10 protein-coding genes are annotated in these 24,925 nt (G+C 45.3%); 5 read left to right on the forward strand and 5 right to left on the reverse strand.

Translation table 11 applies throughout. The features are described 5' to 3' along the window. Positions 1-340 precede the first annotated feature (340 nt). Positions 341-2,482: a SpoIIE family protein phosphatase gene (locus QT984_RS24420; RefSeq protein ID WP_333211042.1), complete on the reverse strand. Its 2,142-nt coding sequence runs from the start codon at positions 2,480-2,482 to the stop codon at positions 341-343. 165 nt (positions 2,483-2,647) lie between these two features. Here QT984_RS24420 and QT984_RS24425 point away from each other — a divergent pair, with 165 nt between their 5' ends. After that, a complete protein-coding gene (locus tag QT984_RS24425; RefSeq protein ID WP_333211044.1) occupies positions 2,648-3,007 on the forward strand; it encodes a VOC family protein in 360 nt (119 codons plus the stop codon). Positions 3,008-3,010: 3 nt separating this feature from the next. Then, complete coding sequence (locus QT984_RS24430; RefSeq protein WP_333211046.1) at positions 3,011-4,291, forward strand: recombinase family protein; 1,281 nt, start codon at positions 3,011-3,013, stop codon at positions 4,289-4,291. Between the two features lie 49 nt (positions 4,292-4,340). On the opposite strand, the gene QT984_RS24435 is transcribed toward QT984_RS24430, so the two are convergent. The 3 genes from QT984_RS24435 to QT984_RS24445 all read right to left on the reverse strand — a co-directional run bounded on the left by QT984_RS24435 (position 4,341) and on the right by QT984_RS24445 (position 11,092). Then, entirely contained in the window at positions 4,341-5,558 is a 1,218-nt protein-coding gene (locus tag QT984_RS24435) for an adenylate/guanylate cyclase domain-containing protein (RefSeq protein WP_333053144.1), read from the reverse strand. Positions 5,559-5,752: 194 nt separating this feature from the next. Continuing rightward, the gene (locus QT984_RS24440) at positions 5,753-9,433 is read right to left on the reverse strand and encodes a GAF domain-containing protein (protein WP_333052967.1); all 3,681 of its coding nucleotides are present in this window, start codon (positions 9,431-9,433) and stop codon (positions 5,753-5,755) included. Between the two features lie 90 nt (positions 9,434-9,523). Beyond that, entirely contained in the window at positions 9,524-11,092 is a 1,569-nt protein-coding gene (locus QT984_RS24445) for an ATP-binding protein (protein ID WP_333052968.1), read from the reverse strand. Positions 11,093-12,061: 969 nt separating this feature from the next. Between QT984_RS24445 and QT984_RS24450 the strand changes: the two genes are divergently transcribed. The 3 genes from QT984_RS24450 (at position 12,062) to QT984_RS24460 (ending at position 21,029) form a co-directional block, all read left to right on the forward strand. Then, on the forward strand, positions 12,062-13,384 hold the full coding sequence (locus QT984_RS24450) for an AAA-like domain-containing protein (protein ID WP_333375155.1): 1,323 nt from the start codon (positions 12,062-12,064) through the stop codon (positions 13,382-13,384). Between the two features lie 229 nt (positions 13,385-13,613). After that, the gene (locus QT984_RS24455; RefSeq protein ID WP_333375157.1) at positions 13,614-17,264 is read left to right on the forward strand and encodes an AAA-like domain-containing protein; all 3,651 of its coding nucleotides are present in this window, start codon (positions 13,614-13,616) and stop codon (positions 17,262-17,264) included. Positions 17,265-17,291: 27 nt separating this feature from the next. Then, positions 17,292-21,029 carry a WD40 domain-containing protein gene (locus QT984_RS24460; RefSeq protein ID WP_333375159.1) on the forward strand — a complete coding sequence of 1,246 codons (3,738 nt, stop codon included), beginning with the start codon at positions 17,292-17,294 and terminating at the stop codon, positions 21,027-21,029. A gap of 249 nt (positions 21,030-21,278) precedes the next feature. On the opposite strand, the gene QT984_RS24465 is transcribed toward QT984_RS24460, so the two are convergent. Then, on the reverse strand, positions 21,279-24,644 hold the full coding sequence (locus QT984_RS24465; RefSeq protein ID WP_333375161.1) for a DUF4347 domain-containing protein: 3,366 nt from the start codon (positions 24,642-24,644) through the stop codon (positions 21,279-21,281). Positions 24,645-24,925: the final 281 nt, after the last annotated feature.

Genomic DNA, 24,925 nt, shown 5'->3' on the forward strand with positions numbered 1-24,925 from the left:
TTAAGAATTGTTTTATAAAAAACAAATCATGCACAAATATGATTTTCTGTCAACTTAATTTAGATGCGTTTACCCTGGCTGTAAATTATTATAACTTACACGGGCAAAGCGATAAATCCGGTTGCTGGTTCCATGCTTGGCGACTAAATCCAAGCTTTCTCGTAGAAACCTGGTTGACGACAGTCAATCGATTTTAGATTTTAGATTTTAGATTTTAGATTGACCCCACGGATAAATTCGGGGGGCAAGTTTCATGGGATACAGGTCTTTTATTTCTGGGTTATGAGTCTGCGAAGGAATGAATCCGGGGGCTTGTATCCTGGATGCTTTCGGTCAATAATCAATTATGCACAATATTTCCCTGTTGCTTCAATACTAGCAAAGTAATGTCATCAAAAACCTTTTGTTTTCCAATAAAATTTCTCAAATCAGCGATGGTGGCTTCCTTGATTTGTTCGGCGCTCAAATGCCAGTTTTGAGAAACCACTTCACAGAGTCTTTCAATACCATAGAATTTTTTGTGCATATTTCTAGCTTCGGGAATGCCGTCAGTGTAAAGCACCACCCCGTCCCCCGGCTCTAAGTCTACTAAAACATGGCTAATCCAATGGGAAATATCCTCATCTAAGGCGAGCGGAAATCCTAAATTAATGGTGTCTATTCGCTGGATTTTACCACCTTTCCTGACCACAAGAGTTTCCTCGTGTTGACCGCTGATACTAATTGTGCGATCGGCATAGTTGAGCAAAGCTAGTGTCATATTTTTGTCGGAGTTCATGCGCTGAACATTTTTATAAATAGTGCGGTTGAGGGTATCTAAAAAACGCACCGGGTTGGATTCTTGCATTTCCTGAAGAGTGCGGACAGCAGCTTGAGTCATCACCATCAAAATGCCGCTTTCTAATCCGTGTCCGGTGACATCACCAATACAAATTGTGACAACCCCGTTAGTACAAAGTACGTCGTAGTAATCACCACCTACTTCCGAGGCTGGTTCCATAAATCCGGCAATATCTAAATCTTCAATAGCTGCAAGTTCGGCAGGTTTTGGCAGAATCAACTGCTGCATTTGTTTTAGCATATCGAGTTCGGAACTCATGCGGAAGTTTTCCGCTTTCAGACGCTGGTTGAGAGCGGCAATTTGTTTAGTGGCGGTGGCGAGTTCCGAGGTACGTTCTTTGACTTTATCTTCTAGCGTTTCCAAGGATTCTTGCAGTTGTCTCGCCATGCTATTAAAGGAATTTCTTAAGGTTTCAATTTCCCAAATCCGACTGGAATCAACGTTCTGGTTGAGAGCACCACCTGCTAGATATTCTGAAGCTTGAGCAATTTGGTTTAGGGGGCGAGTAATCCAGCTAGCGGTGAAAATACCCATTGCAACAGAGACAATGAGAGCCACAATACACAGCAAAATGGTCTGGCGAGTGTTAGCATAAATTTGCGCCATAAAGTCCGCTTCAGGAACTACTACTACACTCAGCCAATTGAGGCCGTACTTGTCTGTTAACGGAGAAACTTGGATAAATTGCCGCTCACCGTTCAGATAAAAGTCAAGTTGAACTGTTTGATCGATGTCTTCCAAACGCTTGAAGCGATCGAGCAGATAAAGCACACTTTGACGCATCAGCCTGTTGCTGCTTTCCTGTGCTTTGATCCGCTTTGTATCTTTACCGGTTCCCACCGAAAGAGGCTGTTCTTTAAGCGAGGTGGCTATTAACTCACCCTGGGGTTCAATGATAAATACTTGACCGGAATTACCCACTCTTAAGGTTTGCAGGAATTGGCGAATTTGATCTAGTCCCATCTGGCAAGTCAGCACGCCAATTAGTTTCCCTTCGGCATCATAATAGGGTAGACTCGCATTAATTTGCAGCGTACCGTAGCCAAAATTAATATAAACTTCACTCCAAGCTGCCTGTTTCTTCTCAACAGCTACTCTGTAAAAAGGGCGCGTGCGAACGTCATAATTGGGCGTGTTTTTTTCGATTGTTGTCGGGTTTCCATTCTCGTCAAGGTTGTAATATATCAAGTCGCCGCCCCCCGGAATCAGTTGCTGGGCAAGCTGAGGTTGTTCCAGTCCAACCAGCCGATTTACCCAACCCACACGCAGGTACTGACCTTTTTCGTTGGCAATTCCCGCGTGACCGATCGACTTAAATTGCAGAACTTGTTTCCAAAAATATGGTCTAGCTTGCTCCAAATCGTCAAAGTTCAACACCCCCAAAGGTACAGCATCCTGATTGATCTGATTCACCAGTGGCGGAGCTTCCAGATAGGTTTGAACACGTTCGTAAACTCTCGCACTCACTTCGTGGCGCAACTGACTAACAATATTGTTGACTATCTGCTCTCCGTTTCTGTAAGAGAGATAGCCAACGCAGCCCACAGCGGCCAAAATTTGGAGAACAAAGGGAACTACCAAGACATTGCGGAGACGGATTTTGCCCGCTCTGGAGACGATCGCACTTTTTTGAGAAACCATTGTTAAAAACACTCCCAGCGGGCAGTTTTTTGTTACAAGACTTGATAATGGATATATTAAGAGCGACGGACAATGTTATCATATCAAAAACTCAACCAACCGCAAAAAATCTGCGTTCATCAGCCTGCATCAGCGGTAAAAAAAAAACCATAAATCCCAACAAAAATGCAAATTACTCAATCCCTCCACAGCGCCATCCTCATCTCCAACCTGGAACAATCCCAACACTTTTACAGCACCGTACTAAAACTGCAAAAAATCGATCGCGACTTAAAATTTCCTGGAATCTGGTATCAAATCGGCGACTTCCAGCTCCACCTAATTTTAGGTGCAACAATTATCCCAGATGCCGTAGACCATGCCAAATGGGGACGCAACCGACATCTAGCATTTTCTGTGGCCAACTTAGAGGCAGCAAAACAACAGTTAATCGCTCACAATTGCCCGTTCCAAATGAGTGCGTCAGGTCGATCGGCATTATTTACCCAAGATCCCGACGGCAATATCATCGAACTCAGCGAGTAACAGATGAAAATCATCGCTTATTCTTACACCGAACCGCTACTGGAAGCAGCACCCGCACCGGAAATTTGGGGTCAAGAAGTCGATCGCACCTATCAAGACTTAGGAGGGCGACAACAACTGCAGCAACTCCTCAAAGACTGCCAAACAGAACCAGTCAAATACTTATTAATTCAGCGGTTTGAAGAACTAGGCGACACATTGCAGCAAGTGTGTTCGCACCTCGCCCAACTCGAAAACCTCGGCGTCGAAATCATTGTCCAAGAAGAAACAGAACCAAGAAACCGCAAAAACTTGCTGCAAATCCTCGCAGAAATCCAGCGCAGCCAACACAGCCGGAGTATTCGCAAAGGACACGCGCGCAACCGCATCAAATCCCGGATGCCACCGGGTAAGGCTCCCTACGGCTACCGGCGCGGCAAAGATTGTTATACGATCGATAAAACCACCGCCCCCACCGTCAAAGACTTTTTTGAACACTTTTTAATTTACGGTTCATTGCGAGGTTCCGTGCGGTATTTAGCCAAGAAATACAACAAAAAAATTTCTGTAAGTACCGGCCGCCGCTGGCTGACAAATCCCGCCTACCGAGGCGATTTAGAATATCAAAACGGCCAAGTAATTTCTAACACCCACGTCCCGATTATTTCCAGAGAAGAAGCCGCCCAAATAGACAGGTTGCTGCGCCGCAACCGCTGCCTTTCTCCTCGCAGCGCTAGCGCCCCACGTTCCCTCGCAGGTTTAGCAATTTGTGCCGAATGCAAATCGCCCATGACAGTTGCCAAAGTCACCTCCTACCGCAAAGAAAAAGAATACCTTTATTTGCGACCGATTAACTGTCCAAAACAGCCTAAATGTAGTGGCCTTTCCTACGATGAAGTATTGCAATTAACCATCGCCGGTATTTGTCGGGATTTACCCGATGCTGTTGCTGGGTTGCAAATGCCGAATATGAATGGAATGAAAGCAGGAATTGTCAGGGCGATCGCATCGAAACAAGAAATCATAGAGCAACTTTGGGCCCTGATTGAAAGCGGCATATTAGACACGGAAACGGCAGAGTTTAGAGCCTACAAAATCCGCACCGAAATTGCCGAACTGCAAAGCAAATTAGCGCAACTACCCCCAGTAAATTTGCGAGAAATTGCCCAAACAGTTTCCCTGTCGCAATTTTGGCTCGATTTATCAGAATCAGAACGCAGGTTTTACTTTCGAGAATTTATCGATCGCATTGAAATCGTCCGGGAAAATACAAATTGGCAACTGCAAATTGTTTTCATTTTTTAAGGATTAGCTCGACGTTCATCCATAGCTCCTAGGTTAGATACCCGACTTCTTAAAGAAGTGGGGTATGTGGGTACTCTCTTAGTTCCGTAGGAGTGGACTGCGTTAGACAAGCATCGCTTTCAACCGCTGAATTATTTTTTTTAGCTTTTAACCAATAGGCGATCATCTCTCCTTTTCCTTTAACCGCGATCGCACCTCTTTCCTCAAATAAATACCGATCTTTTAACAGTTCGTAAATAGCTGTAGTAACTTGAATATATCCCGGTAATCCTTGACATTCCATCCGAGAAGCAACATTAACAGTATCTCCCCACAAGTCATAGCTAAATTTTTTAGTGCCAATTACGCCCGCAACTACTGGCCCTGTATGAATGCCAATCCGAATTTGAAATGGTTCGCCTCTGTCAGTTTGAAAATCAGCGATCGCTTCCTGCATATCCAAGGCCATATTCGCGATCGCTTCTACATGATCTGCCCTCGGCACCGGCAACCCCCCCGCTACCATATAAGCATCTCCAATTGTTTTAATTTTTTCCAAACCGTGTTTTTCAGTTAGTTGGTCAAACCTTGAAAAAATCTGGTTTAGTACATTTACCAATTCTAGAGGTAACATTCTAGCAGCAATAGACGTAAAATCGACAATATCGGCAAAAAGAACTGTTGCTGAATCAAACCTCTGGGCCGGAGAACCCTCGCCCTTTTTCAAATTTTCAACAATCGCTGCTGGTAAAATATTCAGCAATAAATGATCCGACTTTGTTTGAGCAAGCCGTAAAGCTAGCTCCACCCCCTGCCGCTCTTTAATTTCGTTTTGCAAACGTTCGACAAGTTCTTGGAATTGCTTCGTTTGCTCTTGAAGTAACTGTTGTTGACTTTGAATTGTTAACTGATTCGCCACTCGTGCCAATACTTCTTTACCTTGAAAAGGTTTAGTAATATAGTCAACGGCTCCCACATCAAAAGCTTTCACCTTATCTAAAACGTCATCTAAGGCGCTTAAGAAAATCACGGGAATGGAACTGGTTTTTGGTGAAGCTTTCAACTTTGCACATACCTCATATCCATTCATTTCTGGCATCATCACGTCCAGCAAAATTAGAGTCGGCGGAAACTCTTGCACTGTAGCGATCGCCCTTTGCCCGTTCAGCGCTTTACGAACCTGATACCCTTGTTCGGTCAATATTGTAGATAAAAGCCGCACATTATCGGGCTTATCATCAACTACTAAAATGTTGGCTTGAATTGTAGGATATTGATAGCTGTCCATGCACTCGCTCACGGTAGTTTTTCAAAATAAAAGATATTAACACTTAAGAATTTTACCTCAACAAAAACGAAACCATATAAAAGGATATTGTCTCGCATAAAATAAGATAGCAACGAGACGCTATATGGGCTTAAACTTAGATTTTTTAAAATATAAATTTTTCCTCCAATTACATTGATTGAAAAGAGGTATTTTTACCTCGATGCAACTGCTGATTGTGCTATCTCTATAATATCGTCAAATAGGAAATCCTGCACCAAAGTAGTTAAATATTGTGCGGAAAAAGCCAACTGGCTAGGCATTTCCTCAATCAACTTGACAATTTTCTCATCGCAGCATTCATGAGCGGCATGAGATATCTGTTCTACCCACTCAAGAGGCATTTGACTGAGTTGTAACTCGACGGATTGATTGCTAGTCACTCCGCTAATTTCGCTGTCATTGTCTAGTGGTGCATCAACAGATTCCTCGTAAATGTAACGCAATCCTAAAAGTTCTTCCATTTTTGCAAATAATATCTTTGCCTCGAAAGGTTTACGCATGAAATCATCGCAGCCTGCTCCTAAAATAGTTTGTCGTTCTTCTTCAAAAGCGCTAGCAGTAAGAGCAACTATTGCAGTTTGTTTTCCAAGAGGATGAGCTTTAATTTGTCTTGTGGCTTCATAGCCATCCATGACAGGCATCTGCATATCCATCCAGATCAGGTGCGGTTGCCAATCCTCCCATACAGCAATAGCTTCTTGACCATCTCTAGCCGATCGCACGAGGATGCCTAGTGGTGACAATAATCTCTCTATGACTAGGCAATTATCCGCGCGATCGTCAACAACCAAAATCCGGTATTCTGGTTGATTCGGTGCTAAAGCAATTACTTTTTTCTGCGGTTTAAGGATTTTAATCTCGCTGAGAGGGGCAAGGCTGATTTGAATATCAAATACAAACTTACTTCCCAACTCAGGTGTACTGATGACAGTAATATCTCCTCCCATCATTTGTACAAATTTGCGGCTAATTGGTAAACCTAATCCAGTCCCCTGTTGAGAATTTTGACCTGTTTTTGTTTGCTCAAAGGGTTCAAATAACTTATTTATCTCTTCAGGGTAAATGCCAAGGCCAGTATCTTCAATTTCAAACTGAAGGCGTAACAATTCCGGGTGAAGGTAATTAGCATCTACACAATTAAAGTCTGCCAAGCTTTCGGAGTGATTAAAACCAGTGCACCATCCGGGTTTTCTTTGTATAGCTGTGGTTTCAACCGCTAAGCTTTCGGAATGTTCAGAAGCCGCGTCGGCAAGTTTTGTTTGTGTGTCCGAAAACTCTGCGTTTTCAGCGCCCAAACTTTCTTCTACCTTCTTTTTAACTCGCAAAGTAACGCTACCCATCTCTGTAAACTTGATCGCATTTCCTACAAGATTAATCAAAATTTGCCGCAGTTTACCTTCATCTCCACTAACAAAGTGCGGTACACCGTCACCCACTTCCAAATTTAGCTGCAATTTCTTAGATTTAGCTTTTAATCGAAACATTTCTTCTAAGGTTTTCAGCAAGCGCATTAAATTAAAACTGCTTTCATTAAGCTGACTTCGGCCCGCTTCAATTTTGGACATTTCCAAAATGTCATTAATTAGCGAAAGCAAGTGTTCGCCGGCGCGATTAATAATTTCTAGGTGCTGTTGGTGTTGATTGTTGAGAGATGAATCGCGCACCATCACCTGACTAAATCCGAGAATGGCATTCAGGGGAGTCCGCAGTTCGTGGCTCATAGAAGAAAGGAATTCGCTCTTGGCGCGGTTAGCTGTATCAGCAGCTACAACAGCTTTTTGTAATGCTGTTTCTGCTAATTTGCGATCGGCAATTTCTGTTTTGGCTTGTTCAAAAAGGGTGGATTGCTGGATGGCAATTGCTAGCTGCACGGAAATTTGCTTGAGAGATTCTATCTCAGAAGAGCTCCAATGCCTTTGACTGTGGCAGTGATGAGCAATGAGTAGCCCCCATAGTTTTTTACCTTGCAAAATGGGAACCACGAGGTTAGCTTTAATTTCCAACTCGCTCAGTAAATTAATGTGGCACTCTGAAATACCTGCTGTATAAATATTGTCGATCGCGCGCAGGTGTCCCTGCTCGTAAACAGAGACGTAGTGTTCTCGAAAACAAGGGTCATTAATGTCAATTCCCAAAATCGGCATCGTACCGACGGATACCGATTCGACGGCTATAAATCCACTCCAATCTGGATTAAAGCGGTAAATAACTGTTCTATCAGTTGACAAAAAATGGCGAATTTCTTCCACAGCCATTGTCATTACTTCTTCTAGGTTAAGAGAGGAGCGAATCCGCTCTTGAATGGAATTAACTAGCCGCTCCCTTTTTACTTGCTGCTGCAAGGCTAGTTCCGCCTGTTTGCGAGCAGTAATATCTACTCCATAACCCACGCACTCCACAGGTAGACCAGCAGCATCTTTGACTAACTTAACCTCATCGTATATCCAGCGATAACCACCGTCTTTGTGCCGTTCGCGGTATTCGTAGGAAATCGATTCTTTTTCCAATATCTGAGCGAATGAAGTATCAACAATCTCTCGATCGTCTGGATGAACCAGGCTATGCCAATCAAGGGAACCATCAAGAAATTCTCTGGCTTCGTAACCAATCATTGAAACAATATTATCGCTGACAAACGTTACGTCATAATTTCCCCCTAATTTGCAGCTAAAAATCACCGCCGGGGTAGTCGCCAGCAAATATTGCAAACGTTCGGTGACAGAACGCAAGTTTAACTCGGCTTGCTTGCGATCGCGAGCTTCCATTGCTAAAGCTGCGATCTGCGCCACATAGCTAGCGAAGCTTTGTTCGTCCAGCGTCCAATTCCTGGTCGTTCCCAGATGTTCTAAACAAATTACACCCGCAATTTGCCCTTTATGGGTAATAGGAACATCTAGCATCGACGAGATGTTTAATGGCCTCAAATAAGATTCGCTAAATTCTAGGGTTCGCGGATCGGTTTGGGCATCAACCGCTGCGAGTACCTGTTCTGTATTCAAAGCTTGGAAATAGCTAGGATACTCAGCAACTTTCAGTTCTGCACCGGCGCTGTGTCGATCGGGCGTCAGTTCGTAAAGATCCGCACAGCACATTGCGGATTTATCTTCCTGATAAAACCAAATACTTGCCCGATCGACATTCAGGGTACGAGTTGCCATTTGCGTAATCTCTCTCAACGCCTCGCTGATATTTCCCTCGTAGATACTAGAATTTTTGGCTAATTCTAGCAAGCCTGTTTGTTGTTCGGTTAACCTAGTTTCTCGTTCGCGTAAAGCAGATTCAGCGACAATTTTTTCTTTAATTTCTGCTTCTAAATAACCGTTAATTTCTCTCAACTCTGCAGTGCGTTCTTGAACTTTAATTTCTAAGTCATCATAAGCGTAGCGCAACGCTAATTCTGCCTCTTCACGCACAGCAATCTCACTTTGCAACTTGCGATTTATTGCCTCTAATTCTTGGGGGGTTTTTAAAGACAAAAACTGGGGCAATAGTGTTACCATTGAGGCGGCAGTGAAGCAGGAAACCAGTGCAGTAATTGCTTTTTCAATCCCCGACAGCCAATAAGCGGAATGCCACAACGTCCAAATGTCGAGCAAGTGACCCGTGCCGCACAGAATAATAAATGCACCAAATAAACCAAATATTCCTAAAAAAGGAACATCGCGCCGCTTGAAAATAAAATAAATCAGCATCGCCGGAATTGAATAGTAGGCGATCGCGATTAAAAAGTCCCCAGTTACGTGCAGCCACACTAAAGGCGTTTGCCAAAGATAGCAATGACCGTGAGGCATATACTGAGTCGGGGAAAATATGTTTTTGAGTGCTTCCCACATAATACTTGTTATTGGCAGATAATAGGGATTTGATGATGCCTAAGTTAAGCAAAAAATAAAAGTCACCGAAAATGGTAGCTGGCTTCAGCATTATTTATTAACGCCTAAACCCACCTTGTTCATAACAGCTTGCTTTGGCAGTCGGTGGCGCTCGCCAAATTGCGATCGCAACGGAATTTCAATGATAAACTCCGTACCTCTCCCCACCTCGGAAGTGCAGCGCAAATAACCTTCATGGGCTTTAATAATCTGATAAGAAATCGCCAAACCCAGCCCGGTACCAGCACCAATAGGTTTCGTTGTATAAAATGGATCGTAAATTTTAGCGATCGCATCATAATCTATGCCACTGCCATTATCAGCAATGTGAATCTGCACCCACTTGCCATCAACTAAAAGGGTGCGGATGCGAATTTTTAGTAGTGGGCAATGGGTGTTTTGTAAGTTGTCAGAGAAATTATTTTCCCAATAGCCGTGGGTCAAATATCCCTGCTGTACAATCTGTTCTAAAGCATCAATAGCATTAGAGCAAATATTCATAAATACTTGGTTAAGCTGCCCAGCGTAGCATTCCAATTCTGGCAAATCTCCATACTCTTTAATCACTTGGATAGGCGGCCGGTTTGGTTGTTCTTTCAAGCGGTGCTGCAAAATCATTAAAGTGCTATCGAGACCTTCATGGATATTTACTTTTTTCATGTCGGCTTCGTCTAACCGCGAGAAAGTTCGTAAAGACTTAACAATCTCCTTAATTCGCTCTGCTCCAATTTTGATCGAACCAAAAAGTTTTTGCAAGTCTTTTAAAATAAAATCGAGTTCTATAGTGTGAATCTTATCTGCAATTTCCGGCGCCGGAGTGGGGTAATAAACTTGATAAGCCTTAATCAATGCCACAATATCTTTAATGTATTCCTCAGCCGGAATCAGATTGCCATAAATGAAGTTCACAGGGTTATTTATTTCGTGAGCAACCCCAGCTACCATTTGCCCCAAAGAGGACATTTTTTCAGTTTGTACGAGTTGAGCTTGAGCGCCTTTAAGTTGTTGCAGAGCGTTCTCTAATTGCTGAGTCTGCTCTCGCAGTTTAGCTTCCGAGTGCCGCAATGAATTTTCCGCCAAAGAGCGATCGCGATTTTCCTGTTGCAAACGTTCATTAGCAACTTCTAAAGCGATCGTCCTCTCGATAACCCGTTTTTCCAATTCTAGCATTAATTCCGAGAGTGCTTCCTGAGCTTGTTTGCGATCGCCAATCTCATTTTGTAAAGCCAAATTTGCCGCCGCCAATTGATCGGGACTGGGAATAGCCAAGATTTTTGGGATTAGTTCCACCAGCACGGCTGCGGTACATAGCGAAATCAGCGCCGTAATCCCTTTAAGAAAACCCGAGAACCAATAATTAGGATGCCACAGCGTCCATATTTCCATAATATGAGTAATCCCGCAGCAGATAATAAAAGAGCCGAACAGCATGAAAACCCAGTCAAAAGGTACGTCTTGCCGTTTTTTGACAATATAAATCAGCGTAATCGGTATCAAAAAATAAGCGACGGCTATCAAACCATCGGACAAAACGTGTAGCCCCACTAATCCAGGCTTCCACAAGTAGCAATGACCGTGAGGAATAAAATAATTTGGGAACATTTTATGAACCATTTGCATTAAATCAACTCGGTTATTTGCTAATATTTTTCAGAGGTGATTACTGGAAAAACTTAAAAAATGGGGGTACAAAAATAAGAATTAGACTTTGGGACTTAACACTTGCGATCGGTAAATGCAGCGATCTGAAACTACTGTTAATTAAATTAACATCAATAGACTCAGCTTTAGCAAAGTCAACTGTCACATTTTTAATTCTGCCTTCACTATCAACTGTGACACCGGGATGACATTTTGGGCAACGATCGAGAAAAACTGAGCGCAGATTCCTTTCCAGTAAGAGCGCCAGCGCCCATTAAAATTGGGTTATAGCACTCAGCGATCGGTCAGGCAACGCAGGGCTGTTTCATTCTCACCAAAAACATGAATTTTGACTCTTGTAGTGCTACCCCTACTCCCCGTGCCTACCCCGCCACAGACGACTGCACAGGCGTTTGGGACATGGGGGCAGCAAAGAGTGGCTCCCCCTACAAGAGAATGAAACAGCCCTGAGTCAGGCAACGGGGAAATCACCAGATTTAACGGATGTCACGGATTCAACTTAACGAAGAGAACCATTCTCAAAAACCTGTAGAGGTTGGTTCACTCTTTTACCCTTGAAGAGTGCAGACAGGTTAAATACACCGGGAGCATCTCATATTTGTAAAAACACTTCTTCTGGCTCCTTCCTTCTTCCTCTTCCCTCTTCCCTCCTGCCTCCTGCCTCCTGCCTCCTGCCTCAAAACTCCAATTTCTAGCGGAGGCCTGCTTTCATTGAGATGCTCCCAAATACACCCGCCACTACCCCGCGAGGGAATTCTTGATTATTGACAGTGATACTCTTCGGGGATATTTAACCGATTTGACCAATTACCCCCTCAAAAATATCGCGACAGGAGCGTGTGGGAATCCAATAGGCGATCGCTCTGAGCTTTACACTCAATCATAAGTGATAATATCAACGATACACTTATATGGTTATTGCCAGTTATGACGATAGATGAGGTACTACAGCTAACTCGTGTGCGATTACAAAAAGATTTATATCCCGTACAAGAAATCATACTTCGCCAAGTTTGGGAAGGAAAAACTTATACAAGTATTGCATCTGCCTCTCATTACGGAGAGCATTACCTGAGAAACATAGCCTCATCCTTGTGGAAATCTCTCTCTCAAATCTTGCAGACATCTATTAGCAAATCAAATTTTCGCTCTTGTTTAGAATCACGTTCCCTAACCGCAGAGGAACGAGAATTAATTGAAGAATTCACCCGCAGCCAATCCCTCGCAACACCTTTAGAATTTCCCGGATCTCCCGTGCCCCTCGGTTCGCCATTTTATATCCATCACCCGCTAATTGAAGAACTCGCCTATCGAGAGATTACCAAACCAGGAAGTGTGCTGCGGATTAAGGCTCCCAGGAAGATGGGAAAAAGTTCCCTTCTGCTACGGATTTTAGAGCGCGCGACTTCTCTTGACTATCGAACTGTAAGTTTAGATTTTCAGCAAGCCGAGGAAGCTGTTTTAGTCAATATCGATAAATTTTTACGCTGGTTTTGTGCCAACATCAGCCGTCACCTAGAATTACCACCCCTATTAGATGATTATTGGGATGAAGACATGGGTAGCAAAGTAAGCTGCACCATCTATTTGCAACAATATATATTAGCAGAAATAAGTACACCTTTTGTCTTAGCTTTAAATGAAGTAAATAGAATTTTTGAGTATCCAAAAATTGCCAGAGAATTTTTGCCGCTGCTGCGAAGCTGGCATGAAGAAGCAAAGCGGATTGAAACCTTGGGAAAACTGCGGTTAATCGTTCTTCACTCCACAGAAATTTATATTCCTTTAAAGCTCACTGAATCGCCTTTTAATATCGGTTTACCGCTGCAATTGCCCTATTTTACAGAAGAGCAGATACTTGCTTTAGCCCAGCGTCACGGAGTGGATTGGACAGATGGCTCCAATGCCGATCGACTGATGGCAATGGTGGGGGGACATCCTTATCTAGTGCGGCTAGCTCTTTACCACCTCTGTCAAAACAGTGTAACGCTAGATCGGCTACTACAAGAAGCTCCCACAATAGCGGGAATTTATAAAGATTACTTGCGGAGTTTTTGGGCCACATTCCAAGAGTATCCCGAACTTATGGTTGCACTGAAACAAGTGGTAAAATCGGAACACGGAGTGGAATTAGATCCGATAGTGGCTTCTAAATTATTTAGTATGGGGCTGATTCATATCGATAACAACCGCTGTACGCTAAGCTGCGAGTTGTACCGCCTCTATTTTGGTTCGTACAACTTTATTTAGAGTCGGCTTTACAGTTTCTTTTCGTAATCCAATATCCGCCTTGAAAACTCCACTTTTCCTGGCGATTGGAAATTGCTGCTATACAAATAAAGTCCGCCTACGCGGACTAAAAAAAAGGGTAATTAACCAAAATTGGGCATTATTTATATTATAATGAAGCTCCATCACCACATCCTCACCTCTAAATAAATTCCCTACATACTCAGCTTTAAACCTACCCATAAACCCCATGACCCAGGTAACATACCAAATTGGTGGCAGTCTCGCGAGTGATGCGCCTACATACGTAGTGCGGCAAGCAGATTCCGAACTTTATGAAGCCTTAAAAGCTGGCGAATTTTGTTACGTGCTTAACTCCCGGCAAATGGGCAAATCTTCTCTTTTAGTCCGTACCCTACACCGACTGCAAGCCGAAGGATTTCAATGCAGCACGATCGACATGACTCGCATCGGTAGCGAAAACATTACTCCTTTACAGTGGTATAAAGGAATTGTTGGGGATTTGTGGCGCAGTTTCCATCTTGTAGGAAAAGTCAATTTAAAAACCTGGTGGAAAGAACAAGAAGAAGTTTCTCTCCTCCAAAGATTGAGTCAATTTATTGAAGATATTTTATTAGAAAAATTCCCGAAGGAGCGAATTTTTATATTTGTTGATGAGATTGATAGTATTTTAAGCTTAGATTTTCCCGTTGATGACTTTTTCGCCTTGATTCGTTATTGTTACAACCAACGAGCCATTAATCCAGAATACAACCGAATTACCTTCGTAATTTTCGGAGTAGCTACACCCAGCGATTTAATCGCCGATAAAAATCGGACACCTTTTAATATCGGACAAGCAATCGATTTGTCAGGATTTAGCTTAGAAGAAGCGCAACCATTAGCGAAAGGGTTAGAAAATGTCATAGCAAATCCGCAAGCAGTTCTCAAACAAATCTTAGCTTGGACTGGAGGACAGCCATTTTTAACGCAAAAAATATGTGAATTAGTAGTAAAAAGGGCGCGGGAAGCCCACACGGGTGATTTAAAAATACCACCGGGAACCGAAGGATTTTTTGTGGACTCATTGGTGAGAGAAAACATCATCAATAAATGGGAATCGCAAGATGAGCCGGAGCATTTAAAGACAATTCGCGATCGCATTATTGGCAACGAACAACTCACTGCACGTAGTTTAGGTATTTATCAAAACCTCTTACAATTTGGTGAAGTTGAAGCGGATGACAGTCGAGAGCAGATCGAACTGCTGCTATCAGGTTTGGTAGTAAAACACCAAGGTTTTTTAAAGGTAAGCAACCCGATTTATCAAGCAGTTTTTCACCTACAATGGGTAGAAAAACAGTTAGAGCAACTACGTCCTTATTCCCAAGCTTTCAACGCTTGGATCGCTTCAAAACAAACCGATGAATCGCGACTGTTGCGCGGACAATCGCTAAAAGACGCTTCCTACTGGGCCCAGGGAAAAAGTTTGAGCGATTTGGATTATCACTTTTTAGCAGCTTCTGTTGAATTAGACAGGCTGGAAGTGCAGCAAGCACTGGAAGCAGCGAGGCTCAGAGAAGTTGAAGCCAGACTCACAGAAGAACGCAAGCGGTTAGTTTTAGAGCGAGAGACAGCGAAGCGGCAGCGAAAGTTTATTGGGGCGTTGAGCGGGGTATTAATTGTTGCGATCGCCTCCAGCATTTTCGCCCTCTGGCAATACCATCGCGCCGTCACCAGCGAAATTCAAGCCCTCACCTCCTCATCCTCCGGGCAATTCGCATCCCAACAGCGATTAGATGCCCTCGTGAGCGCCATCAAAGCCAGACGCAGGATCGACAACCTAGCTAATTCCAGCCCCCAGTTGCCATCTCAAGTTCAACAAGTGCTGCAACAAGCCATCTATGGAACGGCAGAATTCAATCGCCTGTTGGGGCATTCCAGCCCGGTTCTGGCAGTTGATGTCAGCCCAGACGGTCAACTCATCGCCACCGGAGGCGGCGACCAAACAGCCAAGGTGTGGCAACGGGATGGCACCTTGCTGTACACTCTCCAACACACAATCAGCAGCGTGTACGCCCTTCGTTTTAGTCCCGACAGCCAGCGCCTGGTAACATCCAGCGTGGACGGCAACATTTATCTGTGGAGTCGGGAAGGCAAACTGCTCAAAACCTTTCAGGGACACAAGGCTGCGATCTGGGCGATCGCCGTGAGTCCAGACGGTGAGCGCATCGCCTCCGCGAGTGAAGACAGCACCATTCGCCTGTGGAGCATTGATGGCAAACTGCTCAAAACCCTAAGCGGACATCAAGGTGCCGTTTGGGGTGTTGCCTTTAGCCCGGATGGAAAGCTGCTAGCCTCTAGCAGCACAGATAATACGGTCAAGGTTTGGACTCTAGAGGGCGAACTGGTGAGAACTCTGGAAGGTCACAGCGCCGCAGTTTGGGACGTTGAGTTTGCTTTACTTGCAGACAATAGCGGCACAAAACGCCCCACCATTGTCTCTGCCAGCGCTGACAACACTGTCAAACTCTGGCAACCCGACGGAGGGGCAGCCACGGGGGCACTGCCAGGGGCAGCCACGGGGGCACTGCCAGGGGCAGCCACGGGGGCACTGCCAGGGGCAGCCACGGGGGCACTGCCCCTACTTACTCTTAGCGGTCACAGTTCGGAAGTGTTTGAAGTCGCTGTCAGTACAGCAGGCGATGTGATTGCTTCCGCCAGCGCCGACCAAACCATCAACCTCTGGAAGCCGGACGGGACGCTGTTGAAAGTCCTTAAAGGCCATCAATCTGGAATTCGCGGGCTTGCTTTTATTCCCAACAGTCAAATAGTTGTCTCTGCTAGCGACGACAATACCGTTCGACTCTGGAATCCGACAAACCCCTTCTCGAAAGTCCTTTACGGACATGGCGGCACGATTTGGGATGTGGATTTCTCCCCCGAAGGTCAGATGCTAGCTTCCGCCTCTTCCGATGGCAGTTTCAAACTGTGGGCGCGAGACGGCACGTTGCTGAAGTCTTTTGCCGGAAACGATACTGCCGTTCACTCGGTTGCTTTCCTCTCTGGTGCTAGCTTTGCCAATCCTGCTAATACACCTTTCCTTGCTACCGCTAGTGAAGATAAAACAATTAAATTCTGGCAGTTCGACGGGACGCTACTGAAAACCATAACAGGTCATGAAGCTGGAGTTTGGGATATCTCCGTCAGTCCAGATGGGCTACTGGCTTCTGCTAGCAACGATAAAACTGTGAAACTGTGGAACAAGGACGGCAGGGCGGGCACGGGGGCACCGCCCCTACGAACTTTCACAGGGCATCGGGCTAGGGTTTACGATGTGGATTTTACCCCTGACGGACAGAGGCTGCTTTCAGCCAGTAGCGACAGCACTGCTCGGTTGTGGAGTCTTGACGGTAGGTTTTCCAAGACCCTAAAGGGTCATCGCAGCCCTGTTTGGGAAGTTGCCATCAGTCCAGACGGTCGCACTTTGGCAACTGCTAGCAGGGATGACACGATTAAACTCTGGACGAGTGATGGCACGTTGCTCAAAACCCTCAAGGGAAATAGTAGAGGCATGATGGCGGTTGATTTCAGTCCAGACGGTCAAATGCTGGTGGGGGGAGGCTCAACTGGCGCACTCAAACTTTGGAAAACCGACGGGACAGAAATCACGACGCTAACGGGACATGAAGGGAACGTTTGGGGGGTGGCGTTTAGTCCCGATGGTAAACAAATTGCCTCCGCCGGGGACGATCGCACTGTGATTTTATGGGATCTAGAGCGTATTCTCAAACTCGATGAACTGGGTTATGCGTGCGATCGTGTGGGGGATTATTTGCTAACTAATGCTGAAGTCAAGGAGGAGGACAGACATTTGTGCGATGCCGTGGGCGATCGTTAAAGTCTCATAAACCATGAACTCAAAATCATGAATAATTACCAATACCAAATCGGCGGCAGCCTTGCTAATAATGCACCTACCTACGTAGTAAGACAAGCAGATTCCGAACTCTATGAAGCCTTAAAAGCAGGCGAATTTTGCTACATTCTCAATTCGCGGCAAATGGGCAAATCTTCCCTATTAGTCCGCACTCTGCACCGACTGCAAGCTGAAGGATTTCAATGCAGCACGATCGACATGACCCGCATCGGCAGTGAAAATATCACTCCTTTACAGTGGTATAAAGGTATGATTGGGGAACTGTGGCGCGGCTTCAATCTTTTAGGGCAAGTTAACTTAAAAACCTGGTGGCGTGATGAAGAAGATGTATCATTTTTGCAAAGATTGAGTCATTTTATTGAAGATATTTTGTTGGCCAAGTTTCCTGAAAACAAAATCATTATATTTATTGATGAAATTGACAGTGTTCTCAGTCTAGAGTTCCCGGTAGATGATTTTTTCGCCCTAATTCGCTTTTGCTATAATCAACGCTCAATTAATCCAGAATATAATCGTATTACTTTTGCAATTTTTGGAGTAGCAACACCTAGGGATTTAATTGTCGATAAAAAACGAACTCCTTTTAATATTGGTCGAGCGATAAATTTACGAGGTTTTGAACTAGAAGAAGCCCAGCCATTAGCGGCGGGATTGGCAAATGTAGTCAATAATTATCAAGTTATTCTCAAACAGATATTGGCTTGGACTTCTGGGCAGCCATTTCTGACGCAGAAACTGTGCTATTTAGCATACATGGCAACTCAAACAACACCGCAAAAAGTAGTAACAATTCCCCCAGGAACAGAAGAGTTTTGGGTAGATCGTTTAGTGCGAGAAAATATCATTAATAAATGGGAATCTCAGGATGAGCCGGAACATTTAAAAACCATAAAGGAGCGGATTATTCGCAACGAACAACGCGCGGGTAGATTACTCGGCATCTACCAGCAAATTTTACAATCTAACCCCCCCTTAACCAGCGGTTCTGTTTCATTCTCGGACTTTGAAGAGGACTCTCTGGGAAGTACCCCCGTGCCTGACCCAAATCTTTATAGGGCAACTACAGGACAATTGCCCCTACAAGGAAATGAAAGATTTCTACCTTTGAGCAAAAAAGTGGGACGGGTATCAACTGATGACTCACCAGAACAAATTGAACTATTATTATCGGGATTAGTTGTCAAAAATAATGGTTATTTACAGGTAAGAAACAGGGTTTATGCTGAAGTTTTTAATCTGGAATGGGTAGAGAAGCAATTAGGGCAACTGCGCCCCTACTCGCAAACCTTCGATGCTTGGGTTGCTTCACAACAAACAGATTTTTCCAGACTTTTGCGGGGACAAGCCTTACAAGATGGTCAAATCTGGGCGCAGGAAAAAAGCTTGAGTAACCTAGACTATCAGTTCTTAGCTGCTAGTGCCGAACTAGATAGGCGAGAAGTTCAACAAGCTCTAGAAGCAGAACGCACTAAAGAAGTGGAAGCGCGACTGGCCCAGGAACAAATGCGCTTAATTCAAGAAAAAAAAGCAGGGAAACGACAGAGGGCCTTACTATTTTCGGTGAGTATGGCACTCCTGCTTGCCTGTGCTTTAGGAGTAACAAGTTATTTTCAGTATCGCCGAGCCGTTATTAGTGAGCGGGAAGCTCGGATAAGTGAAATTGAAGCGCTGGTTTCTTCCTCTGAGGGATTGTTTGCCTCTAATCGCAGATTGGATGCACTAATAGAAGCAATTAAAGCTAAGCGCCGATTACAAAACTTAGGCAAGACGGATAAAAATATTGAGAATCAAGTTATCAATGTATTGGGTCAAGCGGTTTATGAAGGCGATGAATATAACCGTTTATCGGGACATCAAGCGGCTGTTCTCGGAGTTGATATTAGTCCAGACAGTAAGTTTATTGCTTCAACAAGTGTGGATAAAACTATTAAACTGTGGCGGCGGGACGGGACGGAAATAGCAACACTCAAAGGTCATCAGGCGATCGTTCGATCGGTCAAATTTAGCCCGGACGGTCAGTTTCTTGCTTCTGGAAGTGATGATGGGACTGTAAAACTTTGGAAACTGGATAGGGCAGGCACGGGGGCACGGCCCCTAGGAACTTTTCAGGGTCATACTGCTGGTATCTGGACAGTGGCGTTTAGTCCCGATGGTCAAACAATTGCCTCTGCCAGCATGGACAAAACGGTGAAACTCTGGAACAAAGACGGCAAACTGTTAAGAACTCTCCAGGGTCATACTGCTGGGGTATCCTCAGTGGCTTTCAGTCCAGATGGTCAGACTATTGTTACGGCAAGTGGAGACAAAACGGTGAAACTCTGGAACAAAGGCGGGGCAGGCACGGGGGCACTGCCCCTACGAACTCTCCGAGGCCATACTTCTGTGATAGCAGCAATGGCATTTAGTCGAGATGGTCAAATGATTGCTACGGCAAGTGCAGATAAAACGGTGAAACTCTGGACAGTGAAGGGGGCAGGCACGGGGACACTGCCCCTACGAACGCTTGAAGGTCATTCTGCTGTAGTATCTGGAGTTGTTTTTAGTCCTGACGGTCAGACTGTTGCTTCTGCAAGTCGAGAGAAAACTATAAAACTATGGAATGTTGATGGCACAGAATTAATGACATTTAGAGGTCACAGTGCCTCGATTTGGGGGATAGCTTGGAGCCCGGATGGCAGTTTTATTGCTTCGGCGGGTGCAGAAAATACGGTGCGGCTGTGGCAGAGTCAAAACCCATTGCGGACGATGATTACTGCACATAAAGCGGGGATTTGGGCTTTAGATGTCAGTTCGGATAGTTCTACAATTGCTACGGGCAGCGAGGATGGCACGACTAAGCTGTGGAGTCGGCAAGGCAAATTGTTGAGGACTTTCACTGTAGAAAACGCTGCGATTTATGCTGTTGCCCTGAGTGGCGATGGCAAGTTAATTGCTTCTGGCCGAAATGATAATAAGGTGAATATCTGGACTCGAAATGGAAAAGCGATCGCAACTTTGGTAGGTCATAACGCTACGGTTTTTACATTAGCTTTCAGTCCAAACGGTCAAATTATTGCTTCTGGAAGTCAAGATAATACTATCAAGCTTTGGCGGCCCGATGGTACTTTATTGCATACTATGACAGGACATCATGCTCCTATTTGGCAGGTCGTATTTAGCCCTGACGGTCAGCTAATTGCCTCGGCAGGGGGGGATGGTACTGTGAAATTGTGGAAGCTTGATGGGGCAGGCACGGGGGCACTGCCCCTACGAACTTTTCAAGGTCATACTGCTGCGGTGTGGAGAGTGGCGTTTAGCCCTGACGGTAAATTTCTGGCTTCTGGCAGTGGGGACAATACGATTAAGCTTTGGACTGTGGATGGTAAGTTACTAAGAACTCTGGAAGGCCATCTGGCTGCGGTATGGGGGGTCGCGTTTAGCCCGGATGGTAATATTATTGCTTCTGGTGGTGTAGACAATACGCTGAAATTGTGGAAGCTTGACGGTACGGAATTAACAACGCTAAGAGGTAACTCTGCGGCGATTCGGGGGGTAGCGTATAGTGGGGATGGGTCATTTGTGGCTTCTGTGAGTGAGGATAATACGCTGATTTTGTGGGATGTGGATCGAGTTATGAAAGTGGATTTGTTGGCTGATGGTTGCGATCGCGTGCGGGATTATTTGCGAACAAATGCTGATGTGAAGGAGGAAGATAGACGTTTGTGCGAGGGTATTGGAAGGAAATAATCTCAAGTCCGCTTTATTATAGCAATCCTAAATGATTCGTAAATGTTTTACCTCACCCCAACCCTCCCCTTGCTAAGGCTCGCGAATTAAATAACTTACAATTTTAATTGTTATTGTGGGATGGGCGTCCCGCCCGTCCTTTTTGGATGGGCGGGACGCCCATCCCACAATCTTGTGGAAGTTATTTAATTCTCATTCCTAATGGGATGGAGTAAGAAATTCACAAAGGATTTAGGATTGCTATAAGAACTACAGAGTAATGAAATCGCTAGCGGTGAGAATACCGGGGGTAATATTGTTAAGCTTCGCCAACAATTGATTGGTGTCCGTCACAGTAATCAAAGTTTGATTGTTGCTGGAAGTAATACTGAGTTGATTAAAACTCAATTCAGAATTCAACCCAATTAAATCCTCTCCCTTGCGGAAATCATTAATGATGTCGCTACCCAAACTTTGATTGAGGAAAAACACATCATTTCCCGAACCTCCCGTCAATGTATCGTCCCCAACATCCCCGGAAAGGAAATCGGCACCGCTGCCACCGCTGAGAATATCATTACCTTTGCCTCCGTACAGGCTATCGTTACCGATGTCGCCACAGATCACATCGTTTTCATTGCCGCCCAACACCAAGTCGTTGCCCTCACCGCCATCGAGACTGTCGTTTTCTTTGCCGCCGTACAGGGTATCGTTACCGATGTCGCCAAAAATCAGGTCTGCACCTTCATTGCCAAAGGCAATATCGTTGTCGTTTCCGGCATTAATTGTGTCATTTCCTAAGTTGCCTAAAATGTAGTCGTCGCCATCTTCACCCAGCAAGATATCGTCATCTTTACCGCCGAAAATGCTGTCGTTGCCAAGGCCGCCGGCAACTGTATCATTGCCTAAATCTCCCCTCAACAAGTCCTCGCCCTCACCACCAACCACAGTGTCATTATCTTTGCCAGCGTAGATGGTATCGTTGCCAGCGCTGCCAGAGATGAAATCGCTGCCTTCATTGCCGAAGATTGAGTCGTTATCTGCGCCGCCGTCAATGTTGTCATTGCCGCCCATGCCGTAGAGAGTATCGTTGCCGACTTGTCCGTTAATTGAATCGTTGATGACACCGCCCATGATGAAATCGGTAGTGTCGCCGCCGTTGATTGTTTGTTGGACGGGGTTGGGGGTGATGGTAGCAGGATCTAGTTGCGGGGCGTTGAGGCTATCGAGTAGGCAATCATCCGAAGCTGGAGTTGGAGTGGGCGTGGGAGTCGGTTCCGGTGTGGGCGTGGGAGTCGGTTCCGGTGTGGGCGTGGGAGTCGGTTCCGGTGTCGGAGTGGGAGTCGGTTCCGGTGTGGGCGTGGGAGTCGGTTCCGGTGTCGGAGTGGGAGTCGGTTCCGGTGTCGGAGTCGGAGTCGGTTCCGGTGTGGGAGTCGGAGTCGGTTCCGGTGTGGGAGTCGGTTCCGGTGTGGGCGTGGGAGTCGGTTCCGGTGTCGGAGTCGGAGTCTCAGTTGGAGTGGGCGTCGGAGTTGGAGTCGGCGTGACTGTAGGGTTCAATTCATAAGCGCCAATATCAACGATCGCACTTCCGTTATTATCACCATCAGCCGGGCGACTCACACCGCGCTGATCTGTCGCTGGCGCGCCCACACCAGTACCAGTATCAATTGCCGGACTTCCTGTTAGCAGTGGTCGCACGAAAGCGCCGTTAATATTTTCCAAAGGGCCCAGTAAGGGGTCGGCGATCGTCACATTTGCCGTAACATTACTATCATTAGGATCTCCCACGGTCAGTTTAGCGGGAAATTGAATATTGTTTCCCCCATCGATTAGCTGCCGTCCAGTGTGCTGCCTCGTTTTAAAAGGATTACTTGCCGTATTCCTATCAAAAATAGAATTCTTGACAGTAATTGGCGATTTCACAGGGTCGTTGAAAGTAGCAATACCTCCCGAAAATTCAGCGGTATTTTGAGCAAAAGTCGAATTGACGATGTTAGTCGAAAAGGAATCTCTGTTAGCGACAAGCATTCCTCCGCCCTGCTTATCCGCGCTGTTGCCGGAAAATGTACTGTTGACAATGCTGATATTGCCATTCTCTCCTGACCACAAACCGCCACCATTATCTTCAGCTTGGTTATTAGCAAAAGTGGAGTTTGTTACCGTAAGTTCGGTATTTCCGTGACGAATTGCACCTCCCGAACCTCCAACTCCTGCTAGATCCTTGACAGCTTTATTGTTAATAAAAGTGCTATTTTCCAAGACCACTTTATCTTGCAAATAACCAAACAAAAAGGCTGCGCCTCCTTCTCTCGCTCCGATATTGCCATCAAAAAGGCTGTTGCGGATAGCAATAGTTCCGGCAACTGGGCCGGGGGTTGCATTCGGTCCCGAAGCATTAGCGCCATCGACGTAAACTGCCCCGCCAACGCCTTTATCTGTGCGGTTCCCTGTGAATTTAGAGTTTTCGATCGTCATGCTGCCCAACAGGTTATTAACCGCACCGCCGTAGCTGCCTTTGTTGTTGGTAAATTCGCTATCTCTGATAGTCAGAACACCGCCGCTTTTAGTGGCGATCGCGCCGCCACCACGTTCGGTATTGTTAGCTAGTGAACCATCATTGTCGCTAAACTTGCTGTTAATGACAGTCGTCGTGCTGCGAAAACCCGTGTAAATGCCGCCACCAAAACCCGCCACATTATTATTGACTTGGCAATTTTCTAAAGTTAAAGTGCTGCTACCTCCTGTTTGAATGCCACCACCGGCGCTAGTTGTCTGATTATTTGGGTCAGTACCAGAAACTCGGCCGTTGGCAATAATCAGGTTTTTTAGAGTAACATTTGTTGCACCTTCTGTGAGAATGACCCGCGAAGCATTGTTGCCACTGATGGTTAAATTGGCTGCACCAACGGCGTCAATTGTCAAGTTTTTGTTGATAACAAGTTGACCATTCGTTAGGGTAATTGTTTGGCCCGCAAGAGTGGAGGCAAATTGAATGGTATCGCCGGCTGCTGCGGAGGCGATCGCATCTCTCAATGAACCCGGCCCGCTATCATTATTGTTGGTAACGGTAATAGTTGCTAAAGTCCCTTGATAATCCGCCATTGCCTCTGGAGTCAAGGCTAGCGGTGCTTCAATGTCACCCTTGGCAAACTCCAAATTCCAGTTACCACCGTGGCCAGTGCGATCGCTAGATGCAGCAATATCAGCCCCGGTTAACTCGCCCAGGCGATCGACAAAATCGCTTCCCGAACCCGCAGCAACATCGCAACCGTAAAGCACAATATCTGCTTTCTCGCTTAGCGCATTTCGCCACCCTTGCAACTGGCTTTCATATTGTGATAAATTATCCGAATTCAGCGTTGCAGAACCTAGCTGCAAGCTACCAGAATTGCCGTGAGAAATAATGTGAACTTGGTCTACAGTTTCCCCCGCAGCCGAAATTGTTTGCAGTTTCGCAGTAATTTGCTCGACTCCGTTACCATTTTTATCTAAAATGATAATCTCTGCACCGGGAAGCACGCCACCGGCAAGAGTTTGATAGTCATCTAAGTCGGAATCAATGAAGACAATAGATTTAGAACCAGCATTGTGGAGAACAGATTGTGAATCCATGTTGGTGGCAAAAGTTGAACTCATTTGGCATACCCATGAGAATGTTTACTATTTGCTGGTAGATTCACCTTGAAAGCAGAAGGCTAGAGATGCAGAAGGCAGTAGGCAGAATTAAAACCTCGGTAATCCATCGGGGATATTAAAATTCAGGGAAAAACTTGAATCTTATCCTTAAGTGAAACCCGATACTTTTCTACCTAATCAGCTTTTGCTGTGTAAAAATTGCGGTTTTTTTTAGCAATTAAATGCAGAGGATGTAATGTAAATAGTCCGGCACTGGAACCTCTATAGGTAGATTTGCTATG

The organism is Microcoleus sp. Z1_B2, assembly GCF_036700325.1.
Classification (GTDB): Bacteria; Cyanobacteriota; Cyanobacteriia; order Cyanobacteriales; family Microcoleaceae; genus Microcoleus.